Below are 21,967 nucleotides of genomic sequence, written 5' to 3' on the forward strand. Positions count from 1 at the left end.
GAGCAAAACCCTAAGGCCTTACCCGTGCCACCCGCCACACCTTGTTCCCCACATCATCCGCCACCAGCAACGCGCCCTGCCCGTCCAACGCTACACCCACCGGACGCCCCTGAGCCTCTCCATCACCATTTAAAAACCCAGTCAGGAAATCAACAGGCACACCCGACGGCTTTCCGTCCCGGAACGGAATAAACACCACCTTGTACCCCGCCTGCGGATTACGGTTCCAGGATCCATGCTCCCCCACAAACACCCCATCGGCAAACACCGCTGGCATCCCCCGCGCATCGGAAAAAGTCAGGCCCAACGGCGCAACGTGAGTCCCCAGCGCGTAGTCCGGTGCAATCGCCTGGGCGACCTTGTCCGGACGCGGCGGCTGCACCCGGCTGTCAACGTGAGCCCCGTAATAACTCCACGGCCAACCGTAGAACGCGCCGTCCCGCACCGACGTCAGGTAATCCGGCACCAGATCGCTGCCGATCTCGTCGCGCTCGTTGACCACCGTCCACAACTGCGTAGAGCCGGGTTTCCACGCCAGCCCATTGGGATTGCGCAACCCACTGGCGAACAGACGCTTCTGCCCACTGGCAAGATCCAACTCCCAGATCGCAGCACGCCCTTCCTCGGCGTCAAGCCCGTTCTCACCCACATTGCTGTTGGACCCGACGGTCACATAAAGCTTGGTACCCTCAGGATTGGCCAGGACGTTTTTGGTCCAGTGATGATTGATCCCGGCCGGCAGATCAGTGACCTTCACCGGCACGGCATCGATGTGAGTCTGGCCCCGAACATAAGGCACCTTGACCACCGCATCGGCATTGCCGATATACAACTCATCCCCCACCAACGCCATGCCAAACGGCGACGTCAGCCCACCGAGAAACTCACTCTTCACCTCGGCACGCCCATCACCGTCGGCGTCCCGCAGCAGCGTGATCCGGTCGGCGCTCGGCGTATCGGCACCGACCCGCCCCATCACAAACCCCATCGCGGTACGACGCGCCCAGGCGAGCAAACCCGTGCCGCCGTCCGTGGCACCTTCAGGCATGGGCGGATGGTTACTCTCGGCTACCAGCACGTCGCCATTGGGCAAGGTGTACACCCAGCGCGGATGGTCAAGGTCCGCGGCCAACGCCGTTACCGTGAACCCATCGGGCGCCATTGGCTGGGCATTACCGGGCCAGCCGACAGCCTTGGAAACCTTGAGTGTCGGGATCAGTGATGCAGTGGGTTCGGGCAGTTGCGGGCTTGGCCCCACACCGGCCTGAAACGGCAGTTTGGAGGAATCGCCACAGGCGCTGAGGGCAGCCGTGGCGGTGATCAGCAGCGCAAGGCGGCTTGGTGCATTCATTGGGAAACCTCGGGACAGCCCTTTATTGGGCAGGCAAAAACCCGACGGAGTATCGCGTCATTCCCCGACACCAAACACCGCCTACCGCGCAATTGAGTTTTAACTCAGTCGCACGAGTGGCTCGGCAGCACTCTCAGGCTTTCCAAGGCCCCAACGCCAGGCTGTAGGGAGAAAACCCCTCGAACTGCCAACGCAGCGCCAGCGCCGCATCCCTTCGGACCACGTGTTCCACGGTCACCTTCCACAACCGCTCAGCCCCCTCGAACGTGGCCACTTCATCTCCTTCAAGAATCACCTCGGCCCGCCCGGCCACCTGCAACACATCACCCGTAGCAAAATCCACAAACAGCAAGCCCGCAACCGGGTTGACCTGCACATTGCCCAAGGTGTTGAAAAACGAGTTGCCGGTAAAATCGGGAATCGTCAGCACCTCTCCCTCCAACCGCACAAACCCACTGTTGCCGCCTCGGTGTGAAACGTCCACCGAACGCTTGGCCGCATCTCCTTCCAGGTCCACATAGCTGGCGACGAAAAACGTATCAGCGCTGCGAATCAGCGCCCGGTCAGCGTCATCGAGCGAGTTCGCGCGCCGCACAATACCTCCCGCAGCGCGCTGCCCCCGGGCCCCCGGATCCACCGCACGCAACTGGATGTACTTCGGGCAATTTCCAAACGTGTGCACCACCGCCACGGTAAATCCGTCGACGCCGGCAGCCCCAATAACCCCGTTCATGCGATTACGCCGCCGCGTATTCAGGTCAATGCCCAACAGCCCGACCGACGCGCCTTGTTTCAGCCCGCTCCCGGCGGGGTCACTCTCCGCAGGCAGGCTGTCGATACGCAAGCTGTAGGGGTCCGGCGAATACGCAAACCCCGGCGTGCCCTCCAGCAGCGTGGCCCAGGGCAGCCCCTGCTCATCCACGGCCCCCACCACCAGATAGGGCAACAACTCATAAAAAGCCCGATGCTGCTCCGGCAAGTGATCCCGTATCACCTTCGCGCCGATCACCTCCATGCGCTCGGCCACGCCGGCACTTTGCTGCAACTGCCGCTCGCCGGCATGCCATGGCGAAACGGGGGACGCGTCCTGGTGATTCATGATCAAGCCCTCGGTGAATGAAACGCCGGATGTTCACGCAATGCCGCCACGCTGAAATCGACAAAACTGCGCACCCGCATCGAAGCGTTGCGCCCTTCGCGGTAGACCACATGCACCGGCAGCGGCGGCGGTTCATGGGCCTGCAATACTCGACACAGTTGCCCGCTCGCCAGGTGCTCGTGCACCGGGTAGCTCAAGCACCGGATCAACCCTGCGCCCTGCACCGCCGCATTGATCGCGCCCTGCACCGTGGTGCAACCGAGACGCGCCCGGGCCTTGATGCTGGCGCCCTGGAAATCCCACTGCACCCAATTCGAATACGCCTGGCTGGCGACCAGCCGATGCTCCTTGAGCGCCTCCGGTTGCACCGGTTCGCCATGGCTTTGCAGATAGCCGGGGCTGGCGCAGACGATGTTGCGCACATGGCCCACGGGCCGGGCAATCAGGGATGAACCGGGCAGTTCCCCCACCAGGACTGCCACGTCCAGGCCGTCTTCATTCAGGTTCGGATAATGATCGTGGTAATGGGCAAACAGGCGGACTCCGGGATAGCGCTCCAGGTAGCCGGCCAACAGCGGCGCCATCACATAACGGCTGAACAGCAACGGAAAAAACACCCGCAGGTTTCCCTCGGCCTGCGCATGCGAGCCTTGGGCAGACGCTTCGGCGGCGCTCACGCCGTCAAGGATCCGCGAACAGTCGGCCATGAACGTCGCCCCGGCTTCGGTGAGGCGAATGCCCCGGGTGCTGCGCTGTACCAATGGCACCCGCAAGCGCGTCTCCAGCCGGTCAATCGCGCGGATCACAGTGGGCCCCGAGATGCCCAGGCAGCGGGCTGCCGCGGCCAGGCTCGGCTGCCGGGACAGCGCCTGGAAGATCTGCATGTCGCGATAGCGGTCCATCAGGCCGGCCGCTGCATCGATGGGTTGAGCGCAGCATCCTGCCCCAGCCGGCTGACCAGAAAATCCACGAACGTGTTGACCTTCGCCGGTACCCGGGCGTTGTTCTGGAACACCACATGGATCGGCAAGGCCGGCGGTTCGAAGTCTTGCAGGATGATTTCCAGTGCGCCTGCACGCACATCGCTGGCCACCTGATAAGACAACACTCGTGTGACGCCCCAGCCCAGCCGCGCGAGGTTGATCGCCGCGTTGTTGGCGGTGACTACCAGGCGCGGCTCAACGGCCACGCTCAACGGCTGGCCGCCTTCCCTGAACTGCCATTCGCTGACCAACTGGCTGGAAGACGACGTGACAATCTTCGCCTCACGCAGTTGCCCGGGGTGCAGTGGCCGGTGCCGCTCAAGGTAAGCCGGCGCCGCGCACACTACGCGACGCACCTCGCCGACCTTGATCGCCTGCTGGCCGGGTTCCTGCAAATGCCCGATGCGCACGGCCACATCGACGCCTTCATCGGTCATGTTGACCACACGGTCCACCAGCAAGGCGTTGATGCTGACCTGGGCAAACAGGTCCAGGTACTCCCCCAGGATTGGCGCGACGAACAACTCGCCGAACAACACCGGCGCGGTGACCGTCAGGTGCCCCCACGGGATCGAGAAGCTGCCTGCTGCCGCTTCTTCGGCCTCAGTCAACTCCGCGAGGATACGCCGGCAATCGTCGAGGTAACGCTGGCCGGCCTCGCTCAGGTGCAGGCTGCGGGTGGTGCGCGAAAGCAACTGGGTGCCAATACGCGCCTCCATCGCGGCAATCGCGCGGGTCACGCTGGGGGGCGAGATGTTCAGGCGCCGGGCCGCCGCGGCAAAGCCCTGTTCTTCGGCGACGGCGAGGAAAATCTGCATTTCCTGGAAACGGTCCATGGGTCCCCTTAATCGAATGTGGTCCACCAAACCAGTGGCTTGGGAGCGGTTGTGGCGAGGGAGCTTGCTCCCGCCGGGCTGCGTAGCGGCCCCAAAATCCTGGGAGCGCTGCGCAATGGCGCGCCAACCCGGTCCAGCGGGAGCAAGCTCCCTCGCCACAAAATCTTCAAACCTTCGCCAGGCCCACAGCGGTGCGTTGCATACCCACAAACCCCGGCAGCGCCTCGATGCTGTCCAGCCAGGCGCGAACCTGCGGATAGTCGTCCAGCGCGACATTCCCCTCCGGCGCATGGGCGATGTAGGTGTAGTGCGCGATATCGGCAATTGTCGGCAGGTCACCGGTGAGAAAACGGCTCTGCTCCAACTGGTGCTCTACCACTTTGAGGAATGCGTGGGAGCGGCTGATGGTCGCCTCGGCATCCAGCGCGGCACCGAACACAGTGATCAATCGCGCCGCAGCCGGCCCGGTGTGCAGCGGCCCTGCCGCAGCCGAGAGCCAACGCTGCACACGGGCCTGGGCCAAAGGCTCGGTGGGCAGCCACTGGGCGGTGCCATATTGGCCGGCGAGGTACACCAGGATCGCGTTGGAGTCCGCCAGCACCACACCGTTATCATCGATCACCGGCACCTGGCCGAAGCTGTTGAGGGTGGCCAGGAACTCAGGGGTTTTGTGCGCGCCTTGCTTCAGATCGACGTGCACCCGCTCAGCGGGCACGCCCAGCAGCGACAGCATCAACTCAACCCGGTGGGAATGGCCAGACAAGGGGTAACGGTACAGTTTGATCATGACGGGCTCCGCGATGTGCCAGGGACTCGACCCGGTGATCGGGTCGATGACGCTTATGTTCCACCGCTACGGCACGCAGCAGAATAGCCAGTTTTTACAATCCAGCATTTCACCGGATGAAACAATCAATCGCCAAACAACTCGTCGATCAGGTTGAACAGTGTGGTTTTCACCGGGCTGTCGAGCTCGGTCCACGCCAGGCCGGTCCTGGCCCGGAACGCCCCCAACGCCAGGTGCCTGGACACGCAATTGGCCGGCAGCGCCCGGGCCGCCTGCAGCGGCAACACACCCACACCCAGCCCGGCCGAGACCAGCGCCAGCATGGTGGTGAACTCGCCGAGTTCGGAGGCGATCTCCAGCGGCACGCCCATCGCCTGCACGAATTCATCGTAGAAACCCGGTGCATAACGCCGGGCCAGGATGAACACCGGCACCTTGAGCAAGTCCGTCGGCTGAATGGTTTCCTGGGTCGCCAACGGATGCTCGCCGGGCAAGGCGACCACGAAGCTTTCCTGCAACACCTCAAGGGTCTGCACGCCGGGATAGGCCGCCGGCAAACGCATCAGGCCGAAATCCAGCTGGCCGTTTTTCAACGCAGCCGCCTGATCCGGGCCGGGCATGTCCTTGAGCTCCAGTTCAATTCGCGGGTAGCGCTGGTGCACCGCACGAATCAACCCGGGCAGCAATTGCGGCAATACCGACGAGACAAATCCCAGGCGCACCCGGCCGATCTCCCCGCGGTTCGAAGCCCGGGCGGCATCGGCGGCGCGGGCAGCCTGGTGCAGGGTGGCGAGGGCTTCCGGCAGAAACACCCGCCCGGCTTCCGTCAGTGTGACCGAGTGCCGGTTGCGGTCGAGCAGGCGCACGCCCAGGCCGCTTTCGAGCAGTTTGATCTGCATGCTCAGCGCCGGTTGCACGATCGACAACTGCGCGGCCGCCCGGCCGAAATGCAGTTCCTGGGCGAGCACGACAAAGGCGCGCAGGTGCTTGAGTTCCATCAGGTTGGCTCCGGTTATCACGATTATTGATCACCCCATCACAAATGAAAATTGGACGCCGGGCCCGGGCTGCGCTGAAGTAAAGCCCGTGATGCACGATATGACAGGGTTTGACGTATAACAATGAGAGCGGCGCCCCGCACTCGGATTGATAGTGTTGATCACCTGTCTCAGTCTTCGGAGATCGCCCCATGCAGCGTGTTTTAGACAGTTTCCGCCTCGATGGCCGCCTGGCCTTGATCACCGGCTCCAGCGCCGGCATCGGCCTGGCCATCGCCCGTGGCCTGGCCCAGGCTGGCGCACGGGTAGTGCTCAACGGGCGCAACCGCAGCACCTTGCGTGACAGTGCCGCGTTGCTGGCGGCGGAAGGCCTGGAGGTGCACACCCAGGCGTTCGATGTCACCGACGGCGCGGCGGTGTTGGCCGCCGTGGCGGAGATCGAAGAGCGCCTGGGCCCGCTGGACATCCTCGTCAACAACGCGGGCATGCAACGTCGCGGGCCGCTGGAGGACTACAGCGAAACCCACTGGCGCGAGTTGATGAGCACCAACCTGGACAGCGCCTTCCTGGTCGGCCAGGCCGTGGCCCGGGCGATGATCCCACGCAAGCGGGGGCGCATCATCAATATCTGCTCGGTGCAAAGCGAACTGGGGCGCCCGGGCATCGCCCCGTATGCCGCCAGCAAAGGCGCGCTGAAAATGCTCACCAAAGGCATGGCCATCGACTGGGGCCCCCACGGGCTGACGGTCAATGGCATCGGCCCCGGCTATTTCAAGACCGAACTGAACGCCAACCTGGTGGCCAACCCCGAATTCAGCGACTGGCTGGTGCAGCGCACACCGAGCCGGCGCTGGGGTGACGTCGCCGAACTGGCGGGCGCTGCGGTATTCCTTGCCAGCGACGCGGCAAGTTTCGTCAACGGTCATATCCTGTACGTGGACGGTGGCATCACCGCCTCGCTGTAACCTGGAGAATTTCATGCACGCGATTGTCTGCCATGCCTCGAAAGACCTGCGGGTAGAACCGCAAACCGAACCCCAGGCACTGACGCCCGACCAACTGCGGGTGCGCATTGCCCGAGGCGGGATCTGCGGCTCGGACCTGCATTACTACCAGCACGGCGGCTTCGGCACCGTGCGGTTGCGCGAGCCGATGGTGCTCGGCCACGAAGTGTCGGCGGTGATCGAGGCGGTGGGCCGTGAAGACGGGCCGTTCAAGATTGGCCAACGCTTGTCGGTCTCGCCGTCGCGGCCTTGCGGGGGTTGCCGTTATTGCCATCAAGGGCTGCCGAACCATTGCCTGAACATGCGTTTCTACGGCAGCGCGATGCCCTTCCCTCACGTGCAGGGTGCGTTTCAACAAAGCCTGGTGATCGAAACGCACCAGGCGCACCCGTTGGCCGATCATGTGAGCCTTGCCGAGGGTGCAATGGCTGAACCGTTGTCTGTGGGTTTGCATGCCATCCAGCGTGCCGGGGTGGTGTTCGGCAAACGGGTATTGGTCACCGGGTGCGGGCCCATCGGCAACCTGTTGATCGGCAGCCTGCGGGCAGCGGGCGCGAGGGAAATTGTTGCGGTGGACCTGGCTGCCGGGCCCTTGGCCTGCGCCGAAAAAATGGGCGCCAGCCGTACTCATAACCTGGCGGAAGACGCCGACGCGTTGAAGCGGTATACCGCCGAAAAAGGCTACTTCGACGTGATGTTCGAAGTCTCCGGCAGCGTCCAGGCCCTGCGCAACGGCCTGGAGTGCATGACCCCGCGCAGCGTGCTGGTGACGGTCGGTCTGGGTGGCGAGGTCTCGCTGCCGTTGAATATGCTGGTGAGCAGGGAGATCGACTTGCGGGGCACCTTCCGCTTCCATTCGGAGTTTGCCCAGGCGGTGGATTTGCTCAATCGCCAGGTGATTGATGTGCGTCCGGTGATCTCCCACACCGTGCCGTTCAGCGAGGCGGTGCAGGCGTTTGAACTGGCGGCGGACAAGAGCCAGGCGATGAAGGTGTTGCTGGATTTTGGTGTGGGTGATTGAACCGGATCTCGACAGCTCCCACAGGGTTGCGGTGCATTTTGGGGATCCGATAGCGCCTGCGCTACACCCGCTCTTCGAGCCTGAACCGCAGGAAACGATGGCTGGCTGAAAACAGTCGACGGTAGGTCAGCAACACCGCACCTACCGTGCCCAACGCCGACGACGCAGCGATCAAAAACATAATCACAATCTGATAACGCACCGCGTCCACCGGACTTTCCCCGGCCAGCACCTGGCCAGTCATCATCCCCGGCAAGCTCACAATCCCCACCACCGTCATCTGGTTCAGCGTCGGAATCATCCCGGCCCGCACAGCCTGGCGAATCGCATCCTGCGCCGCCTCCCAGCGTGAACCACCGAGGGCCAGAATCATCTCGATGGTATTGCGACCGGAGGTCAGCTCCTGAGTCATACGCTCAATCCCCAGAGACACCCCGGTAAGCGTATTACCCAGAATCATCCCAAGGATCGGAATCGCATACTGCGGCTCGTACCACGGGTGAATCCGGATAATCGCGAACAGGCCAACAGCCGTCACCAACCAGGAACTGCCCCACACCGACACAATACTGTCGGCCCGCTGCCCCGCATAGGTCCGCTTCCCTCGCCCGGCAGCCGAGAGCCCGGCGATCAGAGTCATCAGGCACATCAGCGGCAGCACCACATACCAGTAGGCAAATTCAAAGACCCAGCCCAGCAGGTAACCGATCGCCAACAACTGCACCACCGTGCGCACAGCCGCCCAGAACAGCTGACGCTCCAGCCCCAGCCGCAACAACAGCGACAGCGCACCGTTGATCAGGATCAGCGAGGAGGCGATGGCCATGTCCAGTGCCGTGAGGTCGTGATAATTCATGGCTGCACGGCCCCCGTCAGCACGCCGGCGTCCATATGCAAATGTGTGGTGCTCATGCGTTGCGCCTGCTCAAGGTCGTGGGACACCCAGATATAGGCGTGAGCGCTATCCGCTTCGGCCCAGGCACTGATCAACGCCTCGACCTCCCCGGACGATGCCGGGTCGAGAGCGGCGGTAGGTTCGTCCAGCAACAGCACATCGGGATTGAGTTGCAGGGTACGGATCAGTGACACCACCTGGGACTCACCACCGGATAAATCCCCGGCATTTTTTGCCAGAAAGCCCGACTCCTTGCCCGCGTGGGCCAGCAGCGCCTTGACCGCCTGCGGGTCGAAACTCAGGTGATGCAAGGCCTTGAGGCTGTAGGGGAAACGCAAGTTGTCTTCCACCGTGCCTTCGATCAGCGCCGGGCGTTGGGAGAGGTAGCTGATGCGGCTGCGATACTGCGGGACTTGCGCGTTGGCGATGACCTGCCCGTTCCAGAGGATATCCCCTGAGGTGGGCGCGTCGAGCAAGGCGAGTGCCCGAAGGAATACACTTTTGCCGGAGCCGGATGAACCGGTGATGGATAGGCGGTCGGCGCGGTGCAGCTGGAAGTTCGTGGGCTGCAGCAGTTGCAGCTGGCGGCGCTCGTCCATCCGCGTGAGCGCCCGGGTTTCGACTAATACGCTCATGGCGTTGATGATCCTTGTTCCTGATTCAGACGCAAATGGTAAGACAGGGCACGTCCCCCGTGGCGAGGGAGCTTGCTCCCGCTGGGCTGCGAAGCGGCCCCAATAAAGCCACTGCGATACACCTGAAAAAACACCGTTAATTTCTTGGGGCTGCTGCGCAGCCCAGCGGGAGCAAGCTCCCTCACCACAGCAAGCTCCCTCGCCTCAGCGTTCTTCAGCGCTTGGGCTCCAGCGACACCAGGCGCGGCTTGATGGATTTCTCGCGCACCTCAAGCAACGCCAGGGTCACCGGCAACTTGAAACGTCGCCGCCCTGCACTGCCAGGGTTGAGAAACAGCCGCTCGCCGTGCCACTCGATCAATGGTTTGTGAGAGTGGCCAGTGATCACCAGCCGGATGCCCGGATCAAGCTCCTTCGGCACCTCGGCAATGTCATGCACCAGCAACGCCCGCCAGCCGTTCAAGTCAAAATCCAGCCGGTCAGCCAAATGCTCTGCCCACGCGGCGTCGAGGTCGTTATTGCCGCGCACCACATGCAATGGCGCAATCGAGGCCAGCAACTCAAGGATCTCCGGGCTACCGATGTCCCCGGCGTGAACAATCTGCTCGCACCCTTCCAGGGCCGCCAGGGCCTCGGCACGGAGCAAGCCGTGGGTATCGGAAATCACACCAACTTTCATGAACGTCTCCTGTGCAAAACCCCGGCGCGATCCACCGGGCGGCTTGCAATCAATCATTGCACTGCCTATATTTCCCGCCTGGCGCCATCTACGCCACCATCCGCGGAAAGGGCTGCGCCCAAGACCTTGACTGAATATCACATTTCTACGACTCCCAACCTTAAAGCGGACAAGGTTTGTACAAGGAGATCGTATGTCGCAATCATTCTCGTCCACTAACGGCCGTATCAACCTTGAGCAGCAACGCAAGCGCGCCAAGGAACTTTTGCAGCGCCTGAAAAGCGCCGATGCCGCCGCAACCCCGACCTTATCCGATGCCCAATGGTCGATCGCCAAGGAACTCGGTTTTCCCAGCTGGCCCAAGCTCAAGGCCCACGTCGATGCGGTGGATTTTGCCGCCCGCCATCCAGGTTTCGACGCCAGCGATGAAGCCCGCACCACTCACTGGCGCTGCGGCAACGATATCGCCCACAGCCTGGGCGTGGCGGGGTTCAAGGGCCGCTTCCGGATGCTGATTGACCCATTGTGCATGGGCCCGGTGCAGGACCTGCCTGCCGAGCAATACCAGGCCGTTCGCAGCCGCTATATCAGCCAGGTGTTTGCCATGGATGAGGCCGAAGTGGCGCGCCGGCATGCGGACGAATATCACCATCTTGAACAACTGGGCAGCGCCGGCCACAGCGTGTTGTGGTGTGAGGCGGATGCGTACGATCAATTGTTCCTGATTCGCGCGCTGGCTGGGCTTGAGCATCTGCCTGAAAAACTGGAGTTGATCGAAGTCGATCGTATCCCCGGCGTGCAGCGTTTTATCGGCATCGGCCAACTGGCGCCTGAAGTATTGGCGTGGCTGTGGCCGCAGCGCCGACAGGTCGACGAGGACATGCTGCAACTGGCGCGACAGGCCTGGCTGGCGTATTGCGCCAGCTCGCCGATCAAGCTGGCGGAACTGGCCCGGAGTAGCTCCACCTCCCTGCCCTTCCTGGCCCCGGCATTGCGCCGACAGTTGCAGGAGTTACCAGGTGTGCAGGACGGTTTGTCCCTGACCGAGCGCCTGTCCCTGCAATACGTGGATGAAGCCGGGCCGGTGCCGTTTGGCCGGGTGTTCGCCGAGCTGATGGGCAAGCGTGAACCGCTGCCGTACCTGGGAGACATGATGTTTCATGCGCTGATGCGGCCGTTGATCGATGGCGAGAATCCCCTGTTGATCGAGTCCGGGGCCCAGTTGCCATGGCCACAGCGGGTGTTGGCGCTGACTGCGCTGGGTCGCCAGGTTCTGAACGGCGCAGCCTACTGGCCGGATCATGCAACGGAAGAACGCTGGGTAGGTGGCGTCTGCCTGCGACCGCGCCACCCGCACTGGACAATTGACGAACATGGCATGCCCGTGTGGCGTGATTGATTCTTCGCGACAGCTTTGATCTGTGTCATGTTGAGCCAAACAGGTAACGGTTCAGCGCGATGACCTTACAACAGCTCAACTACTTTCTCGCCGCCATCGAGCACGGTACGTTCTCCAAGGCGGCGGAAAGCCTGCATATTTCCCAACCCTCATTGTCCGAGCAGATCCTGCGGCTGGAGGAGCACCTGGGTACCCACGTGTTCATCCGCACCAATCGCCGACTGATGCTCACCGAAGCCGGACGCCGCCTGCAGCCATTTGCACAAGGCATGGTGACGTCAGCACGCCAGGGCTATGAAGCGGTGCAGGCTGTGCGTGAACTGTCCGGTGGCGTGGCCAGTTTTGGCACCTTCGGCACCGCCCACCACTATTTCCTCACGGACCTGATCGAGCAGTTCCGCACCCAGCACCCGGATATGCGGATCAAGATCGTCGGCTACAACTCCTCGGAAATCGCCGAGCTGGTGAGCCAGGGCGAAATTGAAGCGGGGCTGGTGATGCTGCCGATCAAGCAGCAGAACCTGACCGTCAGCGAGCCGGTCTGGTCGGCCCAGGTCGGCTATATCAGTGCCGACCCGGAGCGACTCAAGGGCCCGAAAACCATCAGCGACCTGGCGGTGGCACCGTTGATTCTCACCGAGGCGCGCTGGCGCACCGCCGACCCGATTCGCCGGTTGTTGGGGCAATTGGCGTCCAAGGGCGGCGAGGTGCTGGACCCGATCATCGAAGTGGAGCACCAGATCACCGGCTTCGAGCTGGCTGCGCGCGGACTCGGCGATGTGATTGCCACGCGCCCGATCCTGCATCAGCTGGGCTTCAATGATCGCTTGGGCTGGGTGCCGATCAGCCCGGCGATCTTCGAGGTATTCGGCTTTATCCATCGCCACGACACGCCTATTTCGCCGCCCACCCGGGTGCTGATCAACCTGATGCGCAGCCACTTGAGCCGCATCCAGAACCTGTATGCGCACCTGGAGACGCTCTAGCCATAGGGATCACCTATAGGAAACACATGACTTAGCCCATTCATCCATCTCTTGCCGAGCGGGATACTCCAGCCACCGACGCCACAACAGGCGCTTGAATGGGGAGCCAGCATGTCCAATCACTACTGCATCATTGGTGCCGGGGCCGCAGGGCTGGCGGCGCTGAAGACCATGACCGATGCCGGTTTCGAGGTGGACTGCTTCGAAAAGTCCGCGAACATCGGCGGTCACTGGAACAGCGACTACGATGCCTTGCACCTGATCACCCCCAAGAGCAGTTCCTTCTTTGACGGGTTCCCGATGCCCGCTGACTATCCGGTGTACCCGAGCCGCGATCAGGTCAAGGCGTACATGAACGCCTACACCGACACCTTCGGCCTGCGCGAAAAGATCACCTTCAACACCGAAGTGCGCAGCCTGAAGCCCCTGGACGAGAACGGCGAAGCGGGCTGGCAGGTGACCCTGGCAGACGGCACCCACAAACACTACAGCGGCGTGCTGGTGGCCAACGGTCACCTGTGGGATTGCAAGATCCCGCAAGTAAGCAAGGGGTTCACCGGCGTGTCGATTCACTCCGGCGAATACCGCAACGTGCAGCAGGTGCAAGGCAAGGTGCTGGTGGTGGGGTTTGGCAACTCCGGATGCGACCTCGCAGTGGATGCCGCCCAGGCTCGCCTGGACACCACCATTGCGATCCGACGCGGCCAGCTGTTCCAGCCCAAGACCCTGTTCGGCCTGCCCCGGGGCGAGCTGCCGCTGCTGGGGCAATTGCCGCCAGAACAGCAGAACATGCTCATGAACATGCTGATCATGGCCAGCGTCGGCACCCACAAGAATTACCCCGGGCTACCGGCACCGGATACCTACGACCTGGATGCGCAACCGCCGGTGGTCAACACCTTGCTGCTGTACTGGATCCAGCACGGCCGAATCAAGGTCGCACCGGGTATCGAGAGCATCCAGGACAAGACTGTCACGTTCACCGATGGCAGCCAGGTCGATTACGACACCATCGTCTGGGCTACCGGTTTCAACACGCGCCTGCCGTTCCTCGATGAACGCCTGCTGCAATGGCGCGACGGTGTTCCGCTGCGGACCGCCGCGATGACCTTGCCGACCAACCTGGAAGGCCTGTTCTACATCGGCCTGGGCGCCCCACGTGGCCCGCAATGGCCGGTGTATTGCGAGCAGACCCGGCTAGTGATGCGCTTTCTCACCCTGCGCGAGCGTGGCATGCAAAGCCTGGCGGCGAAGTTTGCCCAGTTGCAGCCGGCCGACTCACGCATCGATATCGTCAAGCGCGAATGGCTGAGCAACTACCAGGACACCCAGCGCCAACTGGATGTGCTGGAACTGGCTCTGCAACCCGGCACCCCTCTTCCTCAATACGCCTGATCGGATAGCCCTTATGAACACTGCACCGCACTCCAGCGTTATCGTTACCGGGACTTCCTCGGGCATGGGCCAGGCCGTCGCACAGCGCTTTCAGGCCGAAGGCTGGCACGTCGTCGCTGTGGACGTAACACCCAGCACACAGCCGGCGAGCCCCTTGTTTTCGCCAGTGGTCGGCGACATCACCCAGGAGGCCACACTGGCCCGTACCCTCGATGCCGCCCTGGACGGCAAGGCACCGCTGCGAGCCGTAGTGAATGCGGCGGGGATCTTTCCCACGTCATCCCTGGATAGCTTCAGCGAAGCGCTGTACCGCAAGATATTCGACATCAACGTGCTGGGCTCACTGAACATCGCACGTATCGGCACCCGTCACCTGAAAGCCGCCGGCGGAGGCGCTATCGTGTTCTTCGCCTCGGTGGATGCGTTCACCGTGTCGAAAAACCAGTTGCTCTACAGCGCCTCCAAGGCTGCTGTGGTGTCGATGACCCGCTCCCTGGCCATCGAACTGGCCGGCGACAATATTGTGGTCAACGCACTGGCCCCGGGCTGGGTGGACACCGAAGGCACCCGTGCCGGCGGGCGCATCGAGGCCGCCATCGAATCGATCCCCTTGAAACGCGCCGCGCGGGTCGAAGAAATCGCCGACTGGGTCTGGCAACTGAGCGCCAAACCCTCCTACATAACAGGCGAATCATTGTGCATCGCCGGGGGCGTGTATATGCGATGACCCCAGCCTCCGCAGGCCCCGCGCATCAGACGTGGGCCTGCCACTCCCTATTGACTGCTGCCTCACTACAATTATTCCAGAGGGCAATATCATGGGCGAAGTTCACGCTTCCTCGATTCATCAAGGGTTTCCCGCCGACCGTGCATCGGCTGAACCCTCACGCAAACGGCTGACCAAAGCGGTCGTCGGCGTGACACTGGGCAATATGGTCGAATGGTTCGACTTTGCGCTCTACTCCTCTCTCGCCGGCATCATCGGCAAGACGTTCTTCCACAACGACAACCCGACCACCCAGTTGATGGCGATCTACGCCACCTTCGCGGCGGGCTTCCTGATTCGGCCACTGGGCAGCCTGGTGTTCGGTCCCATCGGCGACAAGTTTGGCCGGCGCACGGCGCTGTCGCTGAGCATCACGCTGATGGCCGTCGCAACCTTCGCCATTGCCTTGATCCCGAGTTACGCGAGCATCGGCCTGTTTGCGCCCGTCCTGTTGATTCTCATGCGTCTGCTCCAGGGCCTGTCGGCGGGTGGCGAGTACGGCGGCTCCTGCACGTTCATCGCCGAGCATTCGCCGGACGAGCGACGCAGCTTTTTCACCAGTTGGCTGGAATTCGGCAATATCTCCGGGTTCCTGCTGGGCGGTGCAGTGGTCAGCCTGTTTACCCTGGGCCTGGGCGAACAAGCCATGCAGGACTGGGGCTGGCGCGTGCCCTTTGCGATTGGCGGCCTGCTCGGCCTGATCGCCCTCTACCTGCGCCTTGGCCTGGAAGAAACACCAGTGTTCAAGGAAATCCAGGCCAACGAAAAACTGCGAAAGGCGACGGGCGCCGAACCCAGCCTGTTCAGCTTACTGGTCAACGAATGGCCGAAAATCCTGCAATGCATGGGCCTGGTCACCGTGTTCAACGTGACCTACTACATCATCCTCGGGTACATCCCGGGTTATCTGGAAAACGTACTCGGGTACAGCAATACGTTCGCCAGGAACCTGGGGATGGCCGCGACGCTGTTCATGCTGGTGTTGATCCCGGTTTCAGGCTTGCTGGCCGACCGACTGGGCCGGAACCGGATGATCATTACCGGCTGCGTGCTGCTGATCGTCATGGCGTTCCCCTGCTTCATGCTGCTGCATACCCAGAGTGTCGGGTTGCTGCTGGCCGCCCTGCTGATCCTGACCCTCGCCCAGTTGTTTTTTGAAGGAGCGATGCCGGCCACCATGACTTCGCTGTTCAAGGCCCGCGTGCGCTACAGCGCCCTCGCCTTGAGCTACAACGTCGCGGTCTCGCTGTTCGGAGGCACGGCCCCGCTGATCAATACCTGGCTGATATCGATCACCGGCAACCAGATGATTCCCGCCTGGTACCTGATCGGCGGTGCCGTGGTCGGCCTGATTTCGATCCTGTTCGTCAAGGACTCCACCGGTAAACCCCTCCCAACATGAGAACCACCATGACCAGTAAAACCACAGCGCGGCAAACTATTTCCTCGGGCGGTCAGTACGAAAACGTGTTCGGTTATTCCCGCGCCGTTCGCGTTGGCAACCACCTGCACATCTCCGGCACCTGCGCCTCACCCGATTACGAACACAGCAATGCTTACGAACAGGCCCAGGCCATTCTCGTCACCGTCAACAAGGTGTTGGCCGAGGCGGGCATGGGCCCTGAAGACGTAGTGCGCACCGTGGTCTACCTGCGGGATATCAACGATGCCGCCTCCGTCGCCAAGGCACACAGCGAGGTGTTCGACGCCATTCGCCCGGCCAGCAGCCTGATTCAGGTGGATTCGATGCTGCGCCCCTGGCAGAAAGTCGAAATCGAAACGTACGCCATCGTTGCCGATTGACCCAGGCGATGAGTAAAAAACCGCGGCTTGGGCCGCGGTTTTTTTTGGTCCCGGTTATATCCATAGCAATAAACGATATTGGTATATACCAGATTGCTCCCTTATAAATCGCCCCCATCAAAAGACTGCAGGCTGGAGAAGCAAGCGATGGTGTCGGTAAAGGTAATGCTGGAGTACTTTCATCCCTGGCCGAATTCGGCGGGTTTGTACCTGGCGCGGGAACGCGGCTGGTACGCCGAGCTGGGCCTGGATGTGGAGTTGGTGGTGCACGACCCCTACCGTGGCGACACCCTTGAGCACCTGCTGACCGGCGCGGCGGACTTCGGCATTTTCCCCAGCAACCGCCTGCTGGTCCGGCGCGACCAGGGGCAAGCCCTGCAAGGCATCGCGGCGATCAATCATGCGGGCCTTGAGTCGATTCAAACCCTGACCGACTCCGGCATCCGCCGCCCACGAGACCTGGTGGGCAAGCGCCTGGCGCTCAATCCCACGCCACGGGGTTTGGCGATGGTGCGTCACCTGGTGAGCAACGACGGTGGCGACCCTGATGGCGTGATCCTGGTGGACAGCGGCGTACGTGAGTTGCGGCCCGAACAGTTGGCCGAAGGCATCGCCGATGCCAGTTTCGGCGGCTACTGGGCCTGGGAAGCGTTGATGCACAGCCCCATCGAAGCAGAACGCCGGGTGGTGTTGCCGGTGGATCAGATTGGCGCACCGGCGTATCACAGCTACCTGTTGGGCGCCCACGAACGAACCCTCGCCGAGCAGCCCGGGTTGGTGCGTGATTTCCTCGCGGCCACTGCCCGTGGCTATCTCGCCGTGGCCGAAGAGCCAGCCATCGCGCTGGCGGCCTATGAGCACACCACACCGTATTTCCCGGCGGAATTGCTCAGCGCATCCCTGCACAAAATCGCTCCGACCTGGCTGCATGACGGTCGTTGGGGCGAGCAACGCCAGGCGCTGCTGAAACCTTATGCCGAGTGGCTGCACGAGCACGCGGTGCTCGACAATCCACAGGTGTGGCAAGGGGCAACCAGCAACGCCTATCTGCCCGGGGCGACGGCATGAATCCACAACGCACCGCCCATGGCCTGGGGCTTGATCCGGTAGCTGCCGACTGGCCAGCGCTGCACGAAGCAGATATCCAACAGTTGCTGCACGAGTACCCGCAACTGGGTCAACTGCGCAGTTTGCATTGGCACAGCCCGCGACCGTTCTCCGCTGCCGGGCTGATCAATACCGGCGGCGCCACCCTGTTCGTCAAACGGCATCACCGACACGTGCGCCAAGCCGCATGGCTGGAAGAAGAACACCGCCTGATCGCCCACCTGCATCGCCACGGCGCACCGGTTGCCGCAGTGGTGCCGAACCGCCACGGTGCAACGGCCACGACGCAAGGTGAATGGACCTACGAGATTCACCATGTCGCCGAGGGCCTTGACCTGTACCGCGATGCGCTGTCGTGGTCGCCCTTCCAAAGCACTCAACATGCGCAGGCGGCGGGTGTGGCGCTGGCTCGATTGCACCTGGCAGCCGAGCACTACAGCGCACCCCGCCGTCAAACAGAAGTGCTGCTGGCCAACGCCCGGGTGATCGAACAACCCGCGCCACTGACCGCGATCGCCAATACCCCGGCGCTGACCGAGTACCTCGCCGACAAGGATTGGCACGCACGGCTGACCGAGCTGCTGTTGCCCTGGCACGCGCCCCTGCAACCCTTGCTGCACCAACAACCGGCGCTCTGGACCCATAACGACTGGCACGCCTCGAACCTGCTGTGGCATGCAGACGGCAACGTCGCCAGCGTGCTGGACTTCGGCCTCGCCGACCGCACCTTCGCCCTCTACGACCTGGCGACCGCCATCGAACGCAACACCGTGCCCTGGCTGGACCTGGACAGCGGTGGCCTGGCAGCAGCGGACCTCGACAGCGTCGACGCATTGCTCACCGGCTATCACCGGGGCCGGCCATTGAGCGCCCAGGACCTGCTCACCCTGAGCGCCCTGCTGCCGTTGGTGCATGTGGATTTTGCCCTGTCCGAAATCGCGTACTACCAAGGCGTAGTGGGTTCCACCCACAGTGCCGACGTGGCCTATCACGCCTACCTGCTGGGCCATCTGCAGTGGTTTGCCGGTGCCCAGGGGCAACGATTGCTCAACCACCTGCGGCGAAAATCCGTATGAGTATCCTGGTCGATACCGATTGGCTGCATGCCCACCTCGGGGAGCCCGGGCTGGTGATACTGGACGCCACCGTCGTCCTGCCGTCCCCGCGTTTTGACGGTGATTACCGGGTCGCCAGCGGTCATGCCGGTTGGCTGCACGCACATATCCCCGGCGCACGGCATGCCGACTTGCTGACCGATCTGGCCGACGTTCAAGCGAGCTACAGCTTCGCCCTGCCAACACCACAAGCCCTGATTCAGGCACTGGCGAATCTGGGTGCAGGCGCCGACAGCAACGTGGTGATCTACGATCGCGCCGACGGTTTCTGGGCCGCACGCCTGTGGTGGATGCTGCGCGGGCTGGGCATTCACGCCGGCGTGCTGGACGGTGGTTTCAACGCCTGGCAACGGGCGGGGTTACCGCAGCACAGCGGGCAGCCTGCGAACACACCCGTCGTCGAACCCTGGCCAATCAGCACCTACGCACCACTGTGGATCGACCGCGCAGGCGTTGAGGCGGTGGCCGCAGGACAAGCACCCGGCGTACTCGTCTGCGCGTTGGGCAGCGCCTTGTTCGACGGCACCGCAGCCACCCGCTACGCCCGGCGCGGGCACATTCCCGGCAGCCACAACCTGCCGGCACGCACGCTGTTTGATGCACAGGGTCGCTACCTGCCCAAGGACGCCCTGGCCGTGGCTATCGGACCCACGCTGCTGCACAGCGACGGTCCATTGATTCTGTACTGCGGCGGCGGAATTTCCGCGGCGGCCAACGCCCTGGCCCTGACCCTGCTGGGTCGCCAGGACCTCGCACTCTACGACGGCTCGCTGCAGGAATGGGCCGCCGACGCACGCTTACCAATGACTACCGGAGCAGCTCCGGCCTGACGCCCTTTGCGGCGACCCCGGCTTTTTAATTTCGTACTGGCAACCCGTCCGTTGCGCAGCGCTGGGCCCCTTTGCGCCCAATAAAGCGCGAGGCGCCAGCGGGCAGGCCCTTGGAGCGCTCCTTTTATGGCAACACCGTACCGTCACACCCTGCTCGCCCTGAGCATCACCCTCGCCGCCACGGCCGCCCACGCCCAGGACGCGACCCTGGACACCGTCACCGTAGTCGGTGAACAGGCCACCGACTACCAGGCGAAAAAGGCCGCTGTCGCCGGCTTCGATAACGCCCCGCTGCTGGACACCCCGGCCTCGGTGGCGGTGATCACCGAGGCTCGCCTGAAAGACCAGCAAGCCCGCCTGCTCAGTGAAGTATTGAAGAATGACGCCTCGGTCGGCGACAGCTATGCGCCGGTGGGTTACTACGAGAATTTCGTGGTGCGCGGTTTCTCGTTGAACCCGGCCAGCAGCTACAAGATCAACGGTCGCACCATCACTGGCGAACAGAACGTCGCACTGGAAAACAAGCAGCAAGTGGAAGTGCTCAAGGGCCTGTCCGGGCTGCAAAGCGGCGTGTCCGAACCCGGCGGCTTGATCAACTACGTAAGCAAGCGCCCGGAGAACGTGCGCTCGGTGACTGTCTCCACCAACGAACACGGCGAGCGCTACCTGGCCACCGACGTCGGCGGCTGGCTCGGTGCCGAGCAGCAGGTGGGGGTGCGGGTCAACCTGGCCCACGAAGACATCCGTTCCTACGTCGACCACGCCGACGGCCAGCGGGATTTTGCCTCCCTGGCCCTCGACTGGAACATCAGCCCCAACGCCCTGCTGCAACTGAACGCCGAATACCAGAACCGCGAGCAACGCTCGGTGCCCGGATACCAATTGCTCGGCGGCACCACCGTGCCCCACAACGTGTCGCCACGGGATCTGCTGGGCTACCAGAGCTGGTCGAACCCGGTGGGCATCAAGTCGCTGAACCTCGACGGCCTGTTCGAATACCGCTTCAACGAGGCCTGGAAAGCCAGCTTCAGCGCCTCCCGCAGCCGCGTGGTGATCGACGACTACAGCACCTTCGCCTGGGGTTGCTACGGCGCCGCCAGTTGCGCCAACACCGCAGTGCCCAACCACTTCAGCGCCGAGGGCGACTACGACATCTCGGACTACCGCAGCCCCGATGACACCCGCAGCAACGAAGAAGCCCAGGCCGCCCTCAACGGCCAGTTCGACACCGGTTTTCTCAAGCATGACCTGACCTTCGGCACCACTGCCTTCCGCCGCCTGGTGGACCGGCGTGAATCAGTCAACGAATACATCGGCGAGGGCAATATCTACGAAAAGCCGCCGGTACTTGACCCCTACGAGGGGCCGCTGGGCCATACCTACCGGCGCCTGGACAGCCGCCAATACGGGCTGTTCGCCAGCGACCGCATCAGCTTCAACGAGCAGTGGCAAACCATTCTCGGCGGGCGCCAGGTGCGCCTCGACGAAGAAACCTACGACCAGGCCGGCGACACCACCCGCCATACCCAGCGCAGCGTATTCCTGCCCCAGGTGGCGCTGATCTACAAGCCGCGCCCGGACACCACCCTGTACGCCAGCTACAGCAAGGGCCTGTCCCTGGGCGGCACCGCGGCATGGTTCAGCAGCAACGCCGATGAGGTATTGCCGCCGACCACCTCGCGCCAGCTGGAAGTGGGGATCAAGCGTGACTTCCAGCGCCTGAGCCTGACCGCCGCGCTGTTCCAGATCACCCAGGACCTGCAATACAACCGGCCCAACGATGACGGCACCCTCACCTTTGTGCAGCAAGGCAAGCAGAAGAACGTGGGTCTGGAACTCTCTGCCAACGGCCGAGTGACCGATAACCTGCAAGTGTCGGCCAGCGTGGCGGCGATTCGCGCCCGGGTGAGCGGCAGCGGCACCGACGACTACGACGGCCACCAGGCGATCAACGTACCCAAGCTGCGCGCCAGCCTGCACGGCGACTACAGCATTCCCGGGATCAAGGGCCTGGCCCTGCTCGGCGGCGTGCAATACAGCGGCAGCAAGTACGCGAACCGCGAGGCCAGCGTGAAGGTCGACGACTATGCGGTGTTCGATGTCGGCGGACGCTACAGCACCAAAGTCGGTGATTACGATACTGTGCTGCGCCTGACCGTCGACAACCTGTTCGACAAACGCTACTGGCGCGATGTGGGTGAATCGGCGGGCGATGGCTACCTGTTCCTGGGCGCGCCACGCACCGCGCGGTTATCCGCCACCGTCAATTTTTGAGGCT

General features: G+C 63.0%; 21 protein-coding genes. 12 read left to right on the top strand and 9 right to left on the bottom strand.

The annotated features are described in order from the left end of the window. Nucleotides 1-10 precede the first annotated feature (10 nt). From HYE77_RS30455 to HYE77_RS30480, 6 genes are all read right to left on the bottom strand, one after another. On the bottom strand, nt 11-1,351 hold the full coding sequence (locus tag HYE77_RS30455) for a sorbosone dehydrogenase family protein (RefSeq protein WP_177070325.1): 1,341 nt from the start codon (nt 1,349-1,351) through the stop codon (nt 11-13). A 133-nt stretch (nt 1,352-1,484) separates the two neighbouring features. Further along, nucleotides 1,485-2,450, bottom strand: a complete 966-nt coding sequence (locus HYE77_RS30460) for a pyridoxamine 5'-phosphate oxidase family protein (RefSeq protein WP_102605959.1) — start codon at nt 2,448-2,450, stop codon at nt 1,485-1,487. Nucleotides 2,451-2,452: 2 nt separating this feature from the next. After that, nucleotides 2,453-3,352 (bottom strand): LysR family transcriptional regulator, encoded by a 900-nt coding sequence (locus tag HYE77_RS30465; protein WP_177070327.1) that lies wholly within the window; start codon nt 3,350-3,352, stop codon nt 2,453-2,455. Next, complete coding sequence (locus tag HYE77_RS30470; RefSeq protein WP_003208270.1) at nt 3,352-4,269, bottom strand: LysR family transcriptional regulator; 918 nt, start codon at nt 4,267-4,269, stop codon at nt 3,352-3,354. The genes HYE77_RS30465 and HYE77_RS30470 overlap by 1 nt, the downstream gene beginning before the upstream one ends. A 166-nt stretch (nt 4,270-4,435) precedes the next feature. Further along, the gene (locus tag HYE77_RS30475) at nt 4,436-5,056 is read right to left on the bottom strand and encodes a glutathione S-transferase family protein (RefSeq protein ID WP_102605957.1); all 621 of its coding nucleotides are present in this window, start codon (nt 5,054-5,056) and stop codon (nt 4,436-4,438) included. A gap of 125 nt (nt 5,057-5,181) precedes the next feature. Then, nucleotides 5,182-6,054 carry a LysR family transcriptional regulator gene (locus HYE77_RS30480; RefSeq protein ID WP_003208273.1) on the bottom strand — a complete coding sequence of 291 codons (873 nt, stop codon included), beginning with the start codon at nt 6,052-6,054 and terminating at the stop codon, nt 5,182-5,184. Nucleotides 6,055-6,245: 191 nt separating this feature from the next. Between HYE77_RS30480 and HYE77_RS30485 the strand changes: the two genes are divergently transcribed. Then, nucleotides 6,246-7,019: a glucose 1-dehydrogenase gene (locus HYE77_RS30485; protein ID WP_087692542.1), complete on the top strand. Its 774-nt coding sequence runs from the start codon at nt 6,246-6,248 to the stop codon at nt 7,017-7,019. Nucleotides 7,020-7,032: 13 nt separating this feature from the next. Next, nucleotides 7,033-8,079, top strand: a complete 1,047-nt coding sequence (locus HYE77_RS30490; protein ID WP_177070329.1) for an L-idonate 5-dehydrogenase — start codon at nt 7,033-7,035, stop codon at nt 8,077-8,079. Between the two features lie 61 nt (nt 8,080-8,140). On the opposite strand, the gene fetB is transcribed toward HYE77_RS30490, so the two are convergent. The 3 genes from fetB to HYE77_RS30505 form a co-directional block, all read right to left on the bottom strand. Beyond that, nucleotides 8,141-8,935, bottom strand: coding sequence for an iron export ABC transporter permease subunit FetB (gene fetB, locus HYE77_RS30495; protein ID WP_177070331.1), 795 nt, complete (start codon nt 8,933-8,935; stop codon nt 8,141-8,143). Continuing rightward, the gene (locus HYE77_RS30500; RefSeq protein ID WP_177070333.1) at nt 8,932-9,609 is read right to left on the bottom strand and encodes an ATP-binding cassette domain-containing protein; all 678 of its coding nucleotides are present in this window, start codon (nt 9,607-9,609) and stop codon (nt 8,932-8,934) included. Before HYE77_RS30500 ends, fetB begins: the two co-directional genes overlap by 4 nt. Nucleotides 9,610-9,823: 214 nt before the next feature. Next, nucleotides 9,824-10,288 (bottom strand): metallophosphoesterase family protein, encoded by a 465-nt coding sequence (locus tag HYE77_RS30505; protein WP_102369478.1) that lies wholly within the window; start codon nt 10,286-10,288, stop codon nt 9,824-9,826. A gap of 193 nt (nt 10,289-10,481) precedes the next feature. Here HYE77_RS30505 and HYE77_RS30510 point away from each other — a divergent pair, with 193 nt between their 5' ends. From HYE77_RS30510 to HYE77_RS30555, 10 genes are all read left to right on the top strand, one after another. Then, nucleotides 10,482-11,687: a DUF1835 domain-containing protein gene (locus HYE77_RS30510; protein ID WP_102369479.1), complete on the top strand. Its 1,206-nt coding sequence runs from the start codon at nt 10,482-10,484 to the stop codon at nt 11,685-11,687. Nucleotides 11,688-11,746: 59 nt separating this feature from the next. Beyond that, nucleotides 11,747-12,673, top strand: a complete 927-nt coding sequence (locus HYE77_RS30515; protein ID WP_003208286.1) for a LysR family transcriptional regulator — start codon at nt 11,747-11,749, stop codon at nt 12,671-12,673. Between the two features lie 111 nt (nt 12,674-12,784). Then, nucleotides 12,785-14,068 (top strand): NAD(P)/FAD-dependent oxidoreductase, encoded by a 1,284-nt coding sequence (locus HYE77_RS30520; RefSeq protein ID WP_177070335.1) that lies wholly within the window; start codon nt 12,785-12,787, stop codon nt 14,066-14,068. Between the two features lie 13 nt (nt 14,069-14,081). Next, nucleotides 14,082-14,795: an SDR family NAD(P)-dependent oxidoreductase gene (locus tag HYE77_RS30525; RefSeq protein ID WP_003208289.1), complete on the top strand. Its 714-nt coding sequence runs from the start codon at nt 14,082-14,084 to the stop codon at nt 14,793-14,795. Nucleotides 14,796-14,886: 91 nt separating this feature from the next. Continuing rightward, nucleotides 14,887-16,236 carry an MFS transporter gene (locus tag HYE77_RS30530; RefSeq protein ID WP_008433139.1) on the top strand — a complete coding sequence of 450 codons (1,350 nt, stop codon included), beginning with the start codon at nt 14,887-14,889 and terminating at the stop codon, nt 16,234-16,236. 8 nt (nt 16,237-16,244) lie between these two features. Beyond that, on the top strand, nt 16,245-16,637 hold the full coding sequence (locus HYE77_RS30535; RefSeq protein WP_003208292.1) for a Rid family hydrolase: 393 nt from the start codon (nt 16,245-16,247) through the stop codon (nt 16,635-16,637). Between the two features lie 147 nt (nt 16,638-16,784). Further along, nucleotides 16,785-17,705, top strand: a complete 921-nt coding sequence (locus HYE77_RS30540) for an ABC transporter substrate-binding protein (RefSeq protein WP_177070337.1) — start codon at nt 16,785-16,787, stop codon at nt 17,703-17,705. After that, nucleotides 17,702-18,820 (top strand): phosphotransferase, encoded by a 1,119-nt coding sequence (locus HYE77_RS30545; RefSeq protein ID WP_177070339.1) that lies wholly within the window; start codon nt 17,702-17,704, stop codon nt 18,818-18,820. The genes HYE77_RS30540 and HYE77_RS30545 overlap by 4 nt, the downstream gene beginning before the upstream one ends. Next, nucleotides 18,817-19,689, top strand: coding sequence for a sulfurtransferase (locus HYE77_RS30550; protein ID WP_177036597.1), 873 nt, complete (start codon nt 18,817-18,819; stop codon nt 19,687-19,689). Before HYE77_RS30545 ends, HYE77_RS30550 begins: the two co-directional genes overlap by 4 nt. A 126-nt stretch (nt 19,690-19,815) precedes the next feature. Continuing rightward, on the top strand, nt 19,816-21,963 hold the full coding sequence (locus HYE77_RS30555; RefSeq protein ID WP_177070341.1) for a TonB-dependent siderophore receptor: 2,148 nt from the start codon (nt 19,816-19,818) through the stop codon (nt 21,961-21,963). The last annotated feature ends 4 nt before the right edge of the window (nt 21,964-21,967 follow it).

This window comes from Pseudomonas sp. IPO3774, from assembly GCF_013386835.1.
GTDB lineage: Bacteria > Pseudomonadota > Gammaproteobacteria > Pseudomonadales > Pseudomonadaceae > Aquipseudomonas.